Source organism: Candidatus Amarolinea dominans (assembly GCF_016704685.1).
In the GTDB taxonomy this organism is placed as follows: domain Bacteria; phylum Chloroflexota; class Anaerolineae; order SSC4; family Amarolineaceae; genus Amarolinea; species Amarolinea dominans.
In genome coordinates this window covers 1-13794 of record NZ_JADIZS010000058.1, presented here as the reverse complement: position 1 = coordinate 13794, position 13794 = coordinate 1, and the positions used below count along the sequence as shown (strand labels likewise).

The 13794-nt window shown below is 63.0% G+C and carries 14 protein-coding genes and 1 pseudogene; 8 read left to right on the top strand and 7 right to left on the bottom strand.

The features are described 5' to 3' along the window. The 4 genes from IPF85_RS23615 to IPF85_RS23600 all read left to right on the top strand — a co-directional run. Positions 1-614, top strand: a 614-nt coding sequence (locus tag IPF85_RS23615) for an SUMF1/EgtB/PvdO family nonheme iron enzyme (RefSeq protein ID WP_343410501.1), incomplete at its 5' end; no start/stop codon positions are given. Positions 615-639: 25 nt separating this feature from the next. Then, complete coding sequence (locus tag IPF85_RS23610) at positions 640-1341, top strand: hypothetical protein (protein ID WP_343410500.1); 702 nt, start codon at positions 640-642, stop codon at positions 1339-1341. 534 nt (positions 1342-1875) lie between these two features. Continuing rightward, positions 1876-2172, top strand: a complete 297-nt coding sequence (locus IPF85_RS23605) for a hypothetical protein (protein WP_343410499.1) — start codon at positions 1876-1878, stop codon at positions 2170-2172. After that, positions 2150-2527 carry a DUF6516 family protein gene (locus IPF85_RS23600; protein ID WP_343410498.1) on the top strand — a complete coding sequence of 126 codons (378 nt, stop codon included), beginning with the start codon at positions 2150-2152 and terminating at the stop codon, positions 2525-2527. Before IPF85_RS23605 ends, IPF85_RS23600 begins: the two co-directional genes overlap by 23 nt. Before the next feature lie 3 nt (positions 2528-2530). Here IPF85_RS23600 and IPF85_RS23595 read toward each other — a convergent pair whose 3' ends face one another. From IPF85_RS23595 to IPF85_RS23585, 3 genes are all read right to left on the bottom strand, one after another. After that, positions 2531-3451, bottom strand: coding sequence for a tetratricopeptide repeat protein (locus IPF85_RS23595; RefSeq protein ID WP_343410497.1), 921 nt, complete (start codon positions 3449-3451; stop codon positions 2531-2533). A 63-nt stretch (positions 3452-3514) separates the two neighbouring features. Then, positions 3515-5077, bottom strand: coding sequence for an AAA family ATPase (locus IPF85_RS23590; RefSeq protein ID WP_343410496.1), 1563 nt, complete (start codon positions 5075-5077; stop codon positions 3515-3517). Then, positions 5023-5454, bottom strand: a complete 432-nt coding sequence (locus IPF85_RS23585) for a helix-turn-helix transcriptional regulator (protein WP_343410495.1) — start codon at positions 5452-5454, stop codon at positions 5023-5025. The genes IPF85_RS23590 and IPF85_RS23585 overlap by 55 nt, the downstream gene beginning before the upstream one ends. A 183-nt stretch (positions 5455-5637) precedes the next feature. Here IPF85_RS23585 and IPF85_RS23580 point away from each other — a divergent pair, with 183 nt between their 5' ends. The 4 genes from IPF85_RS23580 to IPF85_RS23565 all read left to right on the top strand — a co-directional run bounded on the left by IPF85_RS23580 (position 5638) and on the right by IPF85_RS23565 (position 7464). Next, positions 5638-6045, top strand: coding sequence for a rhodanese-like domain-containing protein (locus IPF85_RS23580; RefSeq protein WP_343410494.1), 408 nt, complete (start codon positions 5638-5640; stop codon positions 6043-6045). After that, positions 6045-6209: a hypothetical protein gene (locus IPF85_RS23575; protein WP_343410493.1), complete on the top strand. Its 165-nt coding sequence runs from the start codon at positions 6045-6047 to the stop codon at positions 6207-6209. Before IPF85_RS23580 ends, IPF85_RS23575 begins: the two co-directional genes overlap by 1 nt. Continuing rightward, the gene (locus IPF85_RS23570; RefSeq protein ID WP_343410492.1) at positions 6185-6859 is read left to right on the top strand and encodes a methyltransferase domain-containing protein; all 675 of its coding nucleotides are present in this window, start codon (positions 6185-6187) and stop codon (positions 6857-6859) included. The genes IPF85_RS23575 and IPF85_RS23570 overlap by 25 nt, the downstream gene beginning before the upstream one ends. A 203-nt stretch (positions 6860-7062) precedes the next feature. Beyond that, a complete protein-coding gene (locus tag IPF85_RS23565; RefSeq protein ID WP_343410491.1) occupies positions 7063-7464 on the top strand; it encodes a hypothetical protein in 402 nt (133 codons plus the stop codon). A 148-nt stretch (positions 7465-7612) separates the two neighbouring features. Here IPF85_RS23565 and IPF85_RS23560 read toward each other — a convergent pair whose 3' ends face one another. From IPF85_RS23560 to IPF85_RS23545, 4 genes and pseudogenes are all read right to left on the bottom strand, one after another. After that, a complete protein-coding gene (locus tag IPF85_RS23560) occupies positions 7613-7753 on the bottom strand; it encodes a hypothetical protein (RefSeq protein ID WP_343410490.1) in 141 nt (46 codons plus the stop codon). Next, positions 7728-9401, bottom strand: a complete 1674-nt coding sequence (locus tag IPF85_RS23555) for a restriction endonuclease (protein WP_343410489.1) — start codon at positions 9399-9401, stop codon at positions 7728-7730. The genes IPF85_RS23560 and IPF85_RS23555 overlap by 26 nt, the downstream gene beginning before the upstream one ends. A gap of 452 nt (positions 9402-9853) precedes the next feature. Then, entirely contained in the window at positions 9854-11593 is a 1740-nt protein-coding gene (locus IPF85_RS23550) for an Eco57I restriction-modification methylase domain-containing protein (protein ID WP_343410502.1), read from the bottom strand. 863 nt (positions 11594-12456) lie between these two features. After that, positions 12457-13794, bottom strand: a pseudogene (locus IPF85_RS23545) (hypothetical protein); the annotation flags it as partial.

The window sequence follows — 13794 nt, the reverse complement described above, 5'->3', positions numbered from 1 at the left end:
AAGTGATCAAGGCAAGTCCGCAAGTTGACGTGGGCGCATTCAAGCTAGATCGGTACGAAGTCTCCATTGCCCTCTACGCCAGATGCTTTCGCAGTGACTCTCAACGTTGCCCCAAGCCAGAAAGCAATGAGGATTTCAGCCGGTATTCTGATGGAGACAAACAACTAGGCGATCTGCCAGTCACCGATGTGACGGCGATTCAGGCACAGGCCTTCTGTCAATGGCTGGGACGACGCTTGCCGACATTTGAAGAATGGGTCATTGCCGTCCGACGATGGGAAAGTGAAGTCATTCAGGCGGATGACACTCTTGCGAATTCGGACCATTACAACATGCGCCAGTCGAGGTCCAGTCTCTGGCCCGTAAACAGGGTCACAGCGGACACCCAGGATGGCGCCTTGAGGCCCTTGCACCTGATCGGCAATGCCTGGGAATGGACCACCACCGACACCGAAAATCGTCAGTGGGATGGCAGAAGCAGCAACCTCGAACTTCAACGCGCTGGGGGAGGATTTATCTCTTACATGCGCGACTTGAGCGATTCTTATCCATCTTTTCCTCATGACGTGAGCCCCGAAACCGGTATCCGCTGTGCGAAGGATTCCCCCCAATAGATCAACACACATGGAGGCAAACTCAATGAACACCAAGAACCCAATCATGCTGCCCTACAACGATGACATCACCATCCATATCGCTGGACCGGCCGAGGAGATCATCTCGTTTCTCGGTTTGGATATCAATACACGCGGTGAGGAGCCGGCTTCTCATTTGAAATTCGAGACCATGACTGAAGACGGAGAATGGCAGGCAAGCGACCCAAATCCCACTTTCTTCGATGAGCTAGACAGGCTTGTAAAGGCGCTCCAGAATGACGCTCAGAGCCGGGGCGCGGATTCCGCGGATTCGGAATTCTGGCTGCCCGAAGGGCTTGAGTCGCTGTGGGAACTGGCCGTGTCACAACTGCACGAAGATAGCGAAACGCTCCGTGATGTTACCGTGCGTAGTGCTAACGCAGAGCTACTCTCAGACACTCAGGCTTATAGCCTGCTTAACGCCTTGGGGGTGGAATTCACGTCCAAGAACGGAGCATGCATGAGAGTCTCTCTGCCAGACAAGTTACTATCGACGGGGCGAACCCATTGTCTGGCATTCGGTATGCAACAAAAATCGCCTTTTGTCGAAGTCAAGGCGCTATCGGGCAGATGTAAGATCATGCCGACAGAACGGGCTCATGTCATCAGTGGAGAAGGGCGTGATGCGGCCATCAAATACTCCTCCGGTCCATCTCGCCCTCCTCATCGCCGCGCCGCAACCCGGCGAAACCGCCATGCTGGCTGACCAGGCCGCCATAGCCACCACGCTGCTTGGCCGCGGCCACGGGCGCAACCAGGATCTACGACGCGGCAGCCCAGGAACCAAAGGCCGCTGAACCGCCCATGACCGCCTACCGCAACTCGACCTCCTCATCACCCGCGCCGGCGCGCCTACCGCGTTTGTGGTGGAGGCGCTAGCGGTCGCGGCGATCTCATTCTGACAAGCGCTCCGCTTCGTCAGGCTCCAGATTCGCTTCGGCGGTCGAACTGCGCACGGCCGCCGCGCCGCTCGCTCAGATCAATCGTAACGCTTGCACGTCAGGCAGAGATGGGGTAGAGTCACCATGAGCAGATTATAAGAATCTGCTCATGGTGATCTTGTGCAATCAACCTGCCCGACCGTTGTGGCGCGATCCAACGATACGACTCCTCTGCGACCTCTGTGCGGTGAAGAATGCGGTTGCGTTTGGAATTGCTGACGTTTGCAGCCAGGAACTGATCGTAGTACAATTCTGCTATCGTAGATAGAGCACAAGTTTGCGAATTCGAGGCAATGATTATGAGCGTCGCGATGGTGATCGGGCTGGCGAATCCAAAGGCGGCAAACACGGTTCAGCGCGTTCTGGAAAACTATCAAGCGCGATTGCGCGCCGGCATCAGGCGTACTCGCCGTCGTCTAGCCGGCTTCGAAGAGCGGTATGCAATCAGCACTGACCGTTTCCTGGCAGAAATGACAGCCGAAGACCTGGAGGGCGGCGACCTGGAGTACGTGGAGTGGGCCGGAGAGGCGAAGTTATTGGAAGGCCTACAAGCAGAATTGGAAGAACTGGCAAATGCGCGCTTCCAGCTTCAGTGAGTACGCCCAGTGCATTCTTGACAGCATCGAGGAGCTACTGTCTACCGGACAGGCAGTCTTGTTCGATTTCACCAATGATCAACGCTCGACACTGCGTGGCTTCATTGGCGGCGTGCTGCACTTCGAAGACAGCAGCGAGTTACACTTTCGTGAATTTGTGGATACGTCCTTGCCAGAGCCGCGACTGATGTATGCGTATCATTATCAAGATGCAGCAATGAATTTGGTCTTTCGATATGACAATGCTGCGCATAAACCTGCGTTGCCTCAGGCTGAACACAAACATACGCGAGAGGAAATTCACCTAACACTTGCTCCGACATTCGAACAAGTGGTTGACGAAATCCTTGGGTGAAATTCAATCTGTCCCCGTCACAACCACCGACCCCTGTGATTCTGCCAGCGCATCGGCCACGCTCTCCTCGGCGGACAGCGCCTCACCCGCGGCCCAGGCCGCGGCAAAGGCGGCGTCGGTCAGGCTGGCGCGCACGCTGGCGAGAACCTGCTCGTAACCCGGCCTGTCCACCGGCAAAAGGGGCAACCCCATGGCGCCGCGCAACTGGCTGGCCGCGCCCAGCAGGGTGACGGCCCGTTCTGGCCGGTGTAAATCCAGCCACACCTGGGCCAGCCCTTCCAGCCGAACGGGAATTTTGGGGCGCACCTCCTGATACAGCGTCAAACTCTCCTGCATGAGGGCCAGCGCGTCAATGTACTCATGGCGCCGGGCCGCCACCTGGCCCTGGGCAAGCAGCGCCTCCGCCTCCAACCACCAACGGTCCGTCCCGCGGCTCAGACGCCGGCTTTCTGTCAGCCGTTCGGCCGCTTCGTCGAGACGATCTGTGTACAGCGCCACCTGGCCCAAGTGATAGAGGATTGCCGCCACAAAGCCCTGGTTCGGACTCCCGCGCGCCAGGGCCAGGGCTTCCTGCCACTGGGCGCGGGCCTGGGCCAGGTTGCCCTGCGCGAAGTGCAGATCAGCCCCGACATGTAAGCCATAGGCTCTGCCAATGGGCAATCCGCGGGAACCTTCGATCTCCGCCTTCTCCTGGGCCGCCCGGGTCGCGGCCGCGAAATCTCCCATGCTGACCGCCATGTACGAAAGGTAACCCAGGGCCATTGACACACCGTTCGGCGCGCGCAGTTGGCGGAAAATTGCCAGGTATTCCTGAATCAGCGCAACCGCCTCGTGCAGCCGGCCGGCGTCCCAGGTGCGCAGAGCCAGGTCGCAGAGAGGATGGGTGAGCGCCCATTGGTCGCCGGTCTCCCGGAAGAGCGCCACCGACTCCTGAAAACAGGCAGTGGCTGTATGACGGTCACCCTGATCGTCCAATGTGTGGGCCAGTCAGTGCAGGTGTTCGGCGATCCACCAAGTGTCCTCGGCCCGCTGCGAGCAGCGGATGGCTTCGTGATAGGTGTCAAGCGCCTGTTGTGGCTGCTGCAAACGATCCTGGGTGATGGCAATGAAACAGAGAGCCGCGCCGGCCCCGACCGCGTCCTCCAGTTCCCGGTAGATGCGCACGCTCTCCTCCAGGTGAACGCGGGCGCGTTCGTCCTCGAACTGATAGACGGCGATCACGCCTGCGGTAAAAAGCGCTTTCGCCCGCCACGGGCTGTGGATCAACTCGGCGCGCCCCTGCGCTGCGTCAAGCAGTCTTGCGCCCCAGCGGCCGCCTTCGACCAGATGGTGACGCATCTCCCAGAAGTGGCCCAGCGCGCCCACCAGCCGCAGCCCCTCCTCGACGCTGCCCCGGGCAAGGCTGTGCGAGAGCGCGGCCCGAAAGTTTTCCTGCTCCTGATCCAGAACCGCCAGCCAGAAGAGCTGCTGCGCCGACTTCAGCCGCGGTTCGGCCCTTTCGGCCAGGGCCACAAACCAGGCCAGATGACGGTCAGCCAGCGCCGCCTCTTCGCCGCTCTCCGCCAACCGCTGCCGGGCAAATTCCCGGATCGCTTCCAGGAAACGGTAGCGGGTCCCGCCTTCGGCGGAGCGCTCCACCGTCACCAGGGATTTGTTGATCAGTCGTCGCAGCAGCCCCAGCACATCCGCCTGGGCCAGGGGCGGCAAATCCCCGGCGATTTCTTCTGCGGCTTCCAGGGACCAGTCGCCGCCAAAGATGGAAAGACGGCGCAGCAGCGCCTGCTCCTCGCCAGCGAGCAGATGATAGCTCCACGCAATGGCCGCGGCCAGGGTTTGGTGGCGGGGCAGGAGGGTCCGCCGTCCTCCCGCGGGCAGATCGAGATTGCGTTCCAGCCGGGCCGCGATTTCCTCCGGTGAAAGCAGGGGCAGCCAGGCCGCGGCCAGTTCGATGCCCAGGGGGATGCCGTCCAGCCGCTGGCAGATGCGGGCGACGGCCGGCGCGTTCTGGTCGCTGAGGGCAAAGCCGCGCAGCACCGCCCTGGCCCGCTCCACGAAGAGGCGGATGGCGTCGTAGCCTTCCACGTCAGCCCGGCCGGGGCGCCCGCCCAGCAGGGCCGGCGGCAGGGCGAGGGGTTGAACCGGATAGACGATTTCGCCGGGGACGGCCAGGTTTTCGCGGCTGGTGGCCAGAATGCGCAGATCGGGACAGACCTGCAGGAGAGCGGCGGCCAGGCGCGCGGCCACATCCACCAGGTGTTCGCAATTGTCCAGGATGAGCAGCGCCTGGCGGGGGCGCAAGAAATCGGCCAGGGCTGCCAGCAGCGGGCGGTCGGCGTTTTCCTGCAGATCGAAGGTCGAGGCCACCTCTCTGACCAACAGGTGGGGGTCGGTCAGCGCGGCCAGTTCCACCAGCCAGACGCCGTGGCTGTACGCGTGGGCCATCCCTTCCCCCACGCGCAGGGCCAGCCGGGTCTTGCCGCAGCCGCCCGCGCCGGTCAGGGTGAGCAGCCGGGTCTGGTCGTCGGCCAGCAGTTCCCGCAGTTCGGCCAATTCCTCGGCGCGTCCGATGAAGGAGGTGAGCTGAACGGGGAGGCGGTTGGGAGGGGCCGGTTGCGGTTCGGCACCCGGTCGTGACGGAACGGGCGCAGGCGAGCTGCGGCGGGCAGCGGCTGCGCTTGCTCGCACAGCGCCAGGAGGCGGGCGATGGTCTCCGGCTCGTTCTCGATTTCCACGGCGGGCACGAAGAGCGCCAACAGACTGGCGCGGTCAACGGGGCGTTCGTTGTTTTCGATGCGGCTGATGTGGGACTCGCTGTAGCCGACTGCAATGGACAACTCGCGCTGGGAAAGCCGGGCGCGGCGACGGAGGAACCTGAGCAGCTCTCCGAGGCTGGTCGAAACAGTGAGCGGAATGTGGGAGATATCCATGCCAACCCTCCTTTCGCAGCAATGGATCGTAGCTTTTGTGTGCGCAAGTATAGCACAACTTGCAACCGAATGAAAAACGAATTTGGCAAGAAACGGCAGAAAAGGCAACCCGACATCGGCTATGCTAGGGGCAACCCTCGACGGTTTTCAAACATGTAGTTCGACAACAAAAGGAGTTTGGCAATGTCTCAAAAAACCTTCGGCGCGATGGCCGAGGAAGCCCACCGGGCCGTGCCCACCATCAAACCGGCGGATCTCCAGCGCCGCCAGAAGAAGGAAGCCGACCTGCTGGTCATTGACGTGCGCGACGCGGCCGACATCGCCCAGACCGGGACTGTGCCCGGCGCGGTCAATCTGTCGTTCGGCGCGCTCACCTATCTGGCCGACAACGAAGTGCCGGAAAGCTGGCGGGATCCCCGGCTGGCCGACCGCTCGCAGCCCATCATCACCACCTGCATCCTGGGGCCGCTGGGTGCGATTGGCGGCAAGCTGCTGCACGACATGGGCTTCACGAACGTGCAGATTCTGGAGGGCGGCGTGCAGGCGTGGATCGAAGCCGGGCTGCCGGTGGTCAAGAACGGGGCGAGCTGATGACCGCAGCGAACGTTTGGGGCATCAGCGGCAACTGGGCCGAAATCTACCATGCCTGCTTTGTGCCATCTATGATTGCACCCTGGGCGGAGCGCACCCTGGCCCTGGCCGCGCTCAACCCGGTCAGCGGCTGCTGGACGTGGCCTGCGGCACCGGCGCGGTGACCCACCAGGCCGCCCGGATCGCCGGCCCGACCGGGCAGGTAGTGGGTCTGGACATCAGCCCGGAGGCGCTGGCCGTGGCTCGCAGTGTGGACGGGCAGGCGGGCGGCGCGACCATCGAGTGGCGCGAGGGGTCGGTGGACAGCCTGCCCTACGCGGATGGCAGCTTCGATGCGGTAACTTGTCAACTGGGGCTGATGTTCTTCCCGGATCAGGTGGCCGCGCTGCGCGAGATGCGCCGGGTGCTGGCGCCGGGGGGCCGCCTCGCGCTGATGACATGGGGGGCGCGCGAGCGATGCCCTGGGCAGGTGGCAGTGACGCAAATCTGGGTGCGGCGCCTGGGCGCGGACCAAGCCAATAACTGGACAGCCATGCACTCGCTCAGCGATCCTGTTCAGGTGCGGAGGCTGCTGGAGGAGGCGGGCTTTGCGCAGATCGAAGCGCAGACCGAAGTGGGCAATGTGCATTTTGCCTCGCCGCAAGCGTTGGTGCGCGGCGTTGGTGCTCTGAAAAACGACGTTGTCGAAGCGTCCGTGGTTGCTGCCCTCTGCGCCGATGCCGATGAGCTGCTCAAGCCCTATTGCAGCGCAGCGGGTCTCGATTATCCGATCGAAGCGGTGCTGGCGCGGGCCAGCCAACCGGTCGGCGGTTGAGGCGGAGCGGGCGCGGCTGGTTCAGCGCCAGATCACCCGCCTAAACTGTGAATCGCCCCGTCTTCGCACGATTTGACAAGGCATCATTGAGCTCAACTTCTGTGTTGTTTGCAATCAGGAATTGATCGTAGTACAATCTCTCTATCAGGGACAACACAGCACGTTCAGACCAGGTAGAAAAGACCTGTCGGAGAGATTGCACCATGACATTGGTAACATTAGAATTGCCACAGCGTATCTACCAGAAGGCTATCCGGATCGCCAGGGCAACGAAACGCCCGATTGAGCAGGTGGTAGTTGAGTGGATTCGGCCGCCGGTCGAGCGCACAGGATCAGCACAGGACGCGGTGCTAACGGGCCTGGAGTCCATGAATACCGCACAGTTGACGCAGATCGCGATCTCAACAACAGCGCCAAAAGAGATGCTACGATTGCGAGAACTTCTGGGTCTTCAGGAGCAACGGGAACTGACCGAGGCCGAGCGCCGCGAGGCCACACGCCTGGTAGAACAGGAAGATCTGCTCACTCTGCGCAAGGCGAAGGCCATTTACCTGTTGAGACAACGCAATGCCATGCCGGATGATTTGATATCTCTGCTTTCGTGACCCACCATGGCCCACATTCCTCAAGCGCGCAGCCTTTGGGTCAGCTGCGGAATTCCCGCCGGCAACCGATCGGGCGGCTGAGCGAACGTAGCTATCACTTTGTCCCATTTGAGTTTCTATCTCCAAAATACCATGACGCTGATTCTTGTCAACCCGGTGACATCGAGGTGTGCTGATGATCGAGAAACGCCTGGCGCATGCTGCGGACGCCGGCGTCGCCCTGGACATCGCCGAGCGTGAGATTGTGAGCGCGGCGGCTACGTTCAGTCAGATGGGTGTCGAACTGCACGCTCGATCTTCTCCAGATCGGCGCGAGTGGAGATGAGAATGTCATGAGCCTCAGCGTAGGCTCGCGCGGCCGGCGTGAAACCGCTGCGGCTGACGCACCAGGGTTGTGCGTTCAGCGTCCGGGCTTTGGCGGCCAGCGCGATCAATTCCTTCTCACCGACGACCTTGCTCTGCCACTTGAGTTCGACTGCCCACCGGTCTCCGCTTTCGGTTTCAGCCAGAGCGTCCACTTCCACCTGGCCGTCGGCAGACCGGTAGGGCGCGACGCGGGTGAAGATCGGTAGCGCCAGGCGGCCATTGATCCCGAACCAAACACCATCCATCTCTTGCCCCGCAAAGGCGCGCATCGTTTCACGCAGCTGGCTCTCGCGTGCGCGCCCCAACTCGGATGAAAGCCGGGCGTGCTGTGCTTCCAGGTCGGCCAGGAGCGGCGCCAGAATTGTCCGGCTGGCAAACAGGTCTACTTCGATCCCGCGCGTCATGACCGCCACCCAGTAACGTAACACAGGATCACGATAGAAATACTCGCCCCCCTCTTCGATCAACAAGTCCACTTCCTGCAATGCGCGCAAGTAACTGCGCGTGCCAGGGGCGCCCTTGCGGATCCGGCGGGCAATCTCGCTCAGCGTCAGCCCTTCCTCCTCGGCCAGCGTCTGCAGAATGGCTTTTAGAATGCCATAGCCGCGCGCGCGGCTGAGAGAGATGTCGTAGAGATAGCGGCAGTAGTTGTAGATGCGACCGTCGCGTGTCAGCGTTTCCAGGAGGAAGGCGCGCTCAGCATCTGCGGCGGTCAATGTACTGGCCGTTTGGGCCAGGTCCCCCATGCGCGAGGTCACGGCATAGATGTAGAACGGGTGACCGCCTGTCAACTCATGCAGACGTCGGCCGGCGCCGGCCGCCGGGGTCGCGCCCAGGATGCGCTCGACGAGGGCCAGGGTCGCATCGAGCGGAAAGCGCGCCACCTCCACTGATTCGAACTGCAAGAAAAGCGGTGACTGGCCGTCCTGAACCAGGTGCTGCATGGCGCTGATGGCGGAGGCCGCCACAACGTATCCCAGGCGGCCCTGGCGCTGCAGCGCAGCCCGAAAGAGCTGCACCGGCCGGCGCACAGCAGGGTAATTGCCGAGCACGGCTAATTCGGTAAACTCGTCCAACAGCAAGAGGAGGTAGCAGCCCAGCTCGGCGGCCAACTTCTCGGGGAAATCGAGCGCCGCGCTGACTTGCAACGCCGGGTCGTCACGCGCGCTATCGAGGGTTGCCAGGGTTTGGGCGACGCAGCGTAGGCCCGCGGCCGGTCCGCCAAGCAAGCCGGCCGGCGTCAGAAAACTCTCGCGGTCACCCTGCCCGCCGGTCAAAGCCCAGAATGTCACCAGGCCGACGTAGCGCCGGCTGAACAGTTCCGGGGACGTCACCAATTCTTCCATATCCACGTAGACCGGCCGCACGCTGCCGGTCGGCGCCTGCTCCAGCCATCGCGTCAGGTGTTCCATGAGCAGGAGCGTCTTGCCAATGCGGCGCAGGCCGAACAACGCCAGGTGGCGTGGTCGCCCCTCCTTCAGGCTGAGCGTAGCCTGCTCGAGCAGACCAAGCTCACGCTCGCGGTCGGTGAACAAGGCTCTGAGGTGTGGCGGATAAAAAGATGGCGTCATGGGCATCACTCCTGAACAGCGTTTAGGGCAATTGCCTTATAAGGCAATTGCCCTAAAGTCTAGCACAGAATCGGTCACTTTGCCAAGTCAGGATGGTACTTTTGTAGATGAATCCCTGCGTTCGCATGACTTCGAACGCCTGCACGCCGATGGACAGCTTCTGCATGACATGCTCCTCCGTCGAAGATCCTGATGCGGGTGGCCTGGCCAGGATGACAGACTCAACGCTGTGCGCGGCCGGCGCCGCTGATTATACATTCGGGCGTGGTTCTCACCCGGGCCGCGCCTGCCCCCCCCCCATACCGGTACTTCGTGCTCGCCTCGATCAGTTCGATCTCCGCTGCGCCCAGGTCGAACAGGCCAGACCCGCGCGTTGAGCTGCGTTTCCAGCCGGATGATCTCGGCCGTGCGCTGTTCGTGTGCGGCGCGGCGGGAAGCCAGTCATCCTTCTCTCAGTCCATCGGCTGTGAGACGGGCATCCGCGGCGGAGCGGTGCGCCAGAGCAGCGCAACTTCGTCTGGCGTCAGGCCATAAGCCGCGTTCACCAGTTCCGCCAGCCGGCCTTCGAGTCGCGCGCTCTCGGCGACCCCAGCGCGCAGCGGCAGCGCGTACTGCCGGTAGACGCGTGCCAGTTCACCCACGCCCGCAGGGCTGAGTCGCGCCTCCCCCTTCGGACGGCGAGCGCGCACCTGCTGGATAAACGCCCCTTCGTCCAGGTTGCCGAACGCTCCCAACGCCTGGCCCGGCGTGGTTACGCCAAACTCGGCCGTCAGCCAAACCAACACCTCATCAACGACGACCTGATTTTGCTGCGTCAGCGTGATAAGCCGCTGAACTGCCGGTTCAATCTCAGAACGCATCGAGTCATCGGGCTGCGCGATAGGTAATGACTCGGTGAAGGAGTAGATCAGGCGGAGAACTTCGTCCTTGCCGTGCATAGCATTACGCCACATGTAGGCCCACATCAGGGGCGAATTGACGACTGCCAACAGATAAAGGTCATTGGTCGGCCAAACATACGCTGTGTTGACCAAGAAAACCGGTTTGTCAGAGTACGCAAACTGCGCACGCCAGGCAATATCGGTGTGGATAATCTTGGGATGCCTAAACACTGAGTAGTAGTCGCACGACCGCAACTCCCACCAGAAGCGCCCCTGGTCCTGCCGCTTGCGCAATGCCCCTTCGTGTGGTTTCAAGTAAGCGTGCAAAGAAGGAAATGCGTGAGCAAAGATGGCCTCTGCCGATTCGCCTGACTTACTCCAGGGCCAGTCGAAATTCTCGCTCGACTTGAGCAGGATCATCCACAGGCTGGCCCACTCAGGATGCCAACGTTTGATGTCCTGCCCGCGCAGATAGGGCACGATCACATCTGCAGCGCTCGGATCAGCAGTCACAAGCCGGTCGCGCGTTGGCGTGTCAATCGAGAAGACCTCATTGAGGCCGGTCAAAATGCCTCGATAGGGTTTACCGCCGATAAAATCAAGAAGCGGCACACCAGCACGCCGGATTTTCGTCATCAGCGCGTTCACATCCGGCGGTTCCAGACTCCACGGCGCCGCGCTGAAACGGCCGGCCGGCACGCGATGGCTGTGGGCTTCCACGTAGGTCGTCAGGTCGCTGTGGCCTAACTCCTCGCGCGGGAACGCGCACACCTCGGTCTCGGCAGGGGCGGCCGGTTCGGCGGCCGGCTTGCGCAGCACCGCGATGCACGGGAAGGTGTCGGCGTCGGGGAAGATCGGCGCGTGGCCGAAGTCCACGATTCGCTCCACCACGGTCTGTTCGGCAAGGTAGCGCCGCAGCGGCTCGCCGTAACCGGCGCGCAACCACTTGTTGTTGACGATGAACGCCAGTCGACCGCCGCGACGCAGCATCTCACAGCCTCGGTGATAAAAGTAAACGTACAGGTCGGCCGCTGCATCGTACACCGGCGCGTGGGCTGCGGCCAGGTAGCGCTTGGCCGCGCTCACCTGCTCCTGCCGCACATAGGGCGGGTTGCCAAGCATGGCGTCGAAGCCGCCGTCCGCGGCCCAGTCGCGGCCGGCCAGGTCAATGAAGACTTCGGGGAACTCCAAATCCCAGTGGAAGAAGCGCTGCTGTTCCCACTGGCCGCGGGCGCGGGCGATGGCCCCCTGGTAGCGCTCGTCCACGGCGATCTCCCCGGCCAGCGCGGGCAGCACGTCGCCGCTGTGCATGGTCATGAACTCGAACGCGGCCGACCCGGCAGGACGACGAGACTTCGAGGGTCTCTCGTCGTCGAACCACTGGCTCACCCACAGGTCGAGCGCCTGTTTGTAGGGCAGGAGCTGACGCTGGAACGCAGCGTAGGCTTCGGCGCTCTGCTGCACATCGGCCAGCGTGGAGTCGGCCCGCCCGGCCACTTCGATCATCACCGCGGTCAGATCGAGCAGGCCGGCGAACGGCCCCTGGAACAGCGTCAACTGGCCGGCGTCTGTCACCCGCATGGCGCGTTCCACCGTGCGCACGTCCGCGCCAAGCACCGAATTGCCCCAGCGCAGGTGATGATCCAGGAAACTGAGCGGCGCGCCCACCGTGAAGGTGTGCAGCCACAGGCTCAGCTTTGCCAGCTCCACCGCCAGCGGGTTGAGGTCCACGCCGTAGATGCAGCGCTTCATCACCAGGCGGGTCAGCAGCGCGGTGTCGTCCAGCCGGGCCGCATCCACCGCAATGCCCTGGCGCGCCATCTCCGCTTCGATCTCACGGCGCACCCGTTCGATCAGTCGCTGTACAGGGTTCCAGTCCCACGGCACGCTGGGATGAGTGTCGTGGTAGACCTGCATGCGCCGGATGATGCCGTCGGTCAGATGATCCACGGCGTTGACCAGGAAATGGCCGCTGCCCATCGCCGGATCGCAAACCTTGATCCCCAGGAAGGCCTCGAGCGCGTCCCGTTCGGCGCTCGCCAGCTGCGCCTGCAGCCGCTGATTGGTCGTCTTGTCCAGCGCCTGGTGCAGTTTCTTGCGCAGATCGGCAATGCGGCCCAGGGCCGCGCTGAAGCGCAGGGACCGCTCGTCCAGGATCGGATCGAGGGTCTGGCTCACGATGTACTCCACGATGAAGTCAGGGGTGTAGTAGGAGCCGGAGAGCTTGCGCTCGCCCTTGTCATTGACGAGGGCGACCTCACCGCCCGGCCCCATCTCCTGCGGCGAGAGGGGGCCGGGGGGTGAGGCGAGGACCAGCCGGTTCTCCAGCAGCCCCTCGTAGATCGTCCCCAGGTTGCGCACGCTGATGAAGGTGTAATCCACCGGTTCGCCCGCGTCGCGCACCATGATGTCCACCGCACGCGCCACCGCCCGGTCGCGCTCAACTTGTGGCGCTCCAGGAACTGGTTCTCGGGCGTAGCCGCGCTGAACAGCCCGCCGTCGTAGCGTGGGATGCCCAGGCTGGGATCGCCGCGGTCAATGCGCCGGAAGAGGGCGAGCAGCGCTTCGTAGCGCGGGGTGGCGAAAGTGGCATCGCTGAGCGGCAGGCGGCGGTCAATCCGTTCGGCCGCCCAGGCCGCCAGGTTGGTCAGGCTTTGCTCGCGATAGCCGGCGTTGCGCATCGGCAGCAGGTCACGCGCCTCGGCATAGAGCACGAACAGGAGCTTGTAGAGCAGGCTCAGCCCCGCGGCGTAGATCTGCCGCAGACTCTCGCCGGTTTCCTCACGGATGCCCAGCTGCTCCTGCCGGTAAGCCACGAACCCGGCCGCAATTTCCGGCATCACCTCATCGAAGACCAGCTCCTTCAGCTTGTCGCTGACGCGGCGGGCGTACGTGTTCGAGCCTTCATGCACACGCTGGACGAAGGAACGGCCGTGACTGTCCGGCACAAACGCGTCGCGACGGAAAAAGAGCCACCAGCGTTGGAAGTCGGCAAGTTGCTCGGGAGTGGGGCCGCCGACCTCACCCCCCGCCCCCCTCTCCCGCGAGGCGAGGGGGAGCAGGCTATCGAAGATCAGTCCGAGGTCAACTTCGTAGAACTCGCTGGCCGTGCTGCTGACTTCACGGCTGTACAGGCGCCAGGTGCGACCATTGGTGAGGATGCCCCACGGGCAGCGCGTGCCCACCAGGTAGCTCACCATCTGATGACTGGGGTTGCTTTCGGCCTTCCAGGTGCTGCGGCCGCTGGCATCGGTGGCGCTCAGCGGCCGGCCCCAGTACTTGGCCTCGGCGATGGCCGTTGCGCGACCGTAGAAGGCGTCATCGGCGCGTTGGTGCGGGTAGGCTTCATCGGCTGCGGCCTGGCTGGCAAAGAGCGCGTAATCGGGACGCGTCAGACTGCCGCCCCGGCGCTGCGCCTTGGCCTGCACGATGTAGCTCCAGCCCAGGGCGTCCAGCACCGGTTTGACGAACTCCTGCTCGGTCTGCGCCTCGTTCCAGCTTGCGCCGAGCGT

Bases quoted from the DNA above. Each gene is read 5' to 3' on its own strand.
- IPF85_RS23610 (WP_343410500.1), top strand. From the start codon at position 640: ATGAACACCAAGAACCCAATCATGCTGCCCTACAACGATGACATCACC.
- IPF85_RS23575 (WP_343410493.1), top strand. From the start codon at position 6,045: ATGACCGCAGCGAACGTTTGGGGCATCAGCGGCAACTGGGCCGAAATC.
- IPF85_RS23550 (WP_343410502.1), bottom strand. From the start codon at position 11,593: ATGCACAGCGGCGACGTGCTGCCCGCGCTGGCCGGGGAGATCGCCGTG.
- IPF85_RS23600 (WP_343410498.1), top strand. From the start codon at position 2,150: ATGCGCGCTTCCAGCTTCAGTGAGTACGCCCAGTGCATTCTTGACAGC.
- IPF85_RS23580 (WP_343410494.1), top strand. From the start codon at position 5,638: ATGTCTCAAAAAACCTTCGGCGCGATGGCCGAGGAAGCCCACCGGGCC.
- IPF85_RS23565 (WP_343410491.1), top strand. From the start codon at position 7,063: ATGACATTGGTAACATTAGAATTGCCACAGCGTATCTACCAGAAGGCT.
- IPF85_RS23585 (WP_343410495.1), bottom strand. From the start codon at position 5,454: ATGGATATCTCCCACATTCCGCTCACTGTTTCGACCAGCCTCGGAGAG.
- IPF85_RS23555 (WP_343410489.1), bottom strand. From the start codon at position 9,401: ATGACGCCATCTTTTTATCCGCCACACCTCAGAGCCTTGTTCACCGAC.
- IPF85_RS23605 (WP_343410499.1), top strand. From the start codon at position 1,876: ATGAGCGTCGCGATGGTGATCGGGCTGGCGAATCCAAAGGCGGCAAAC.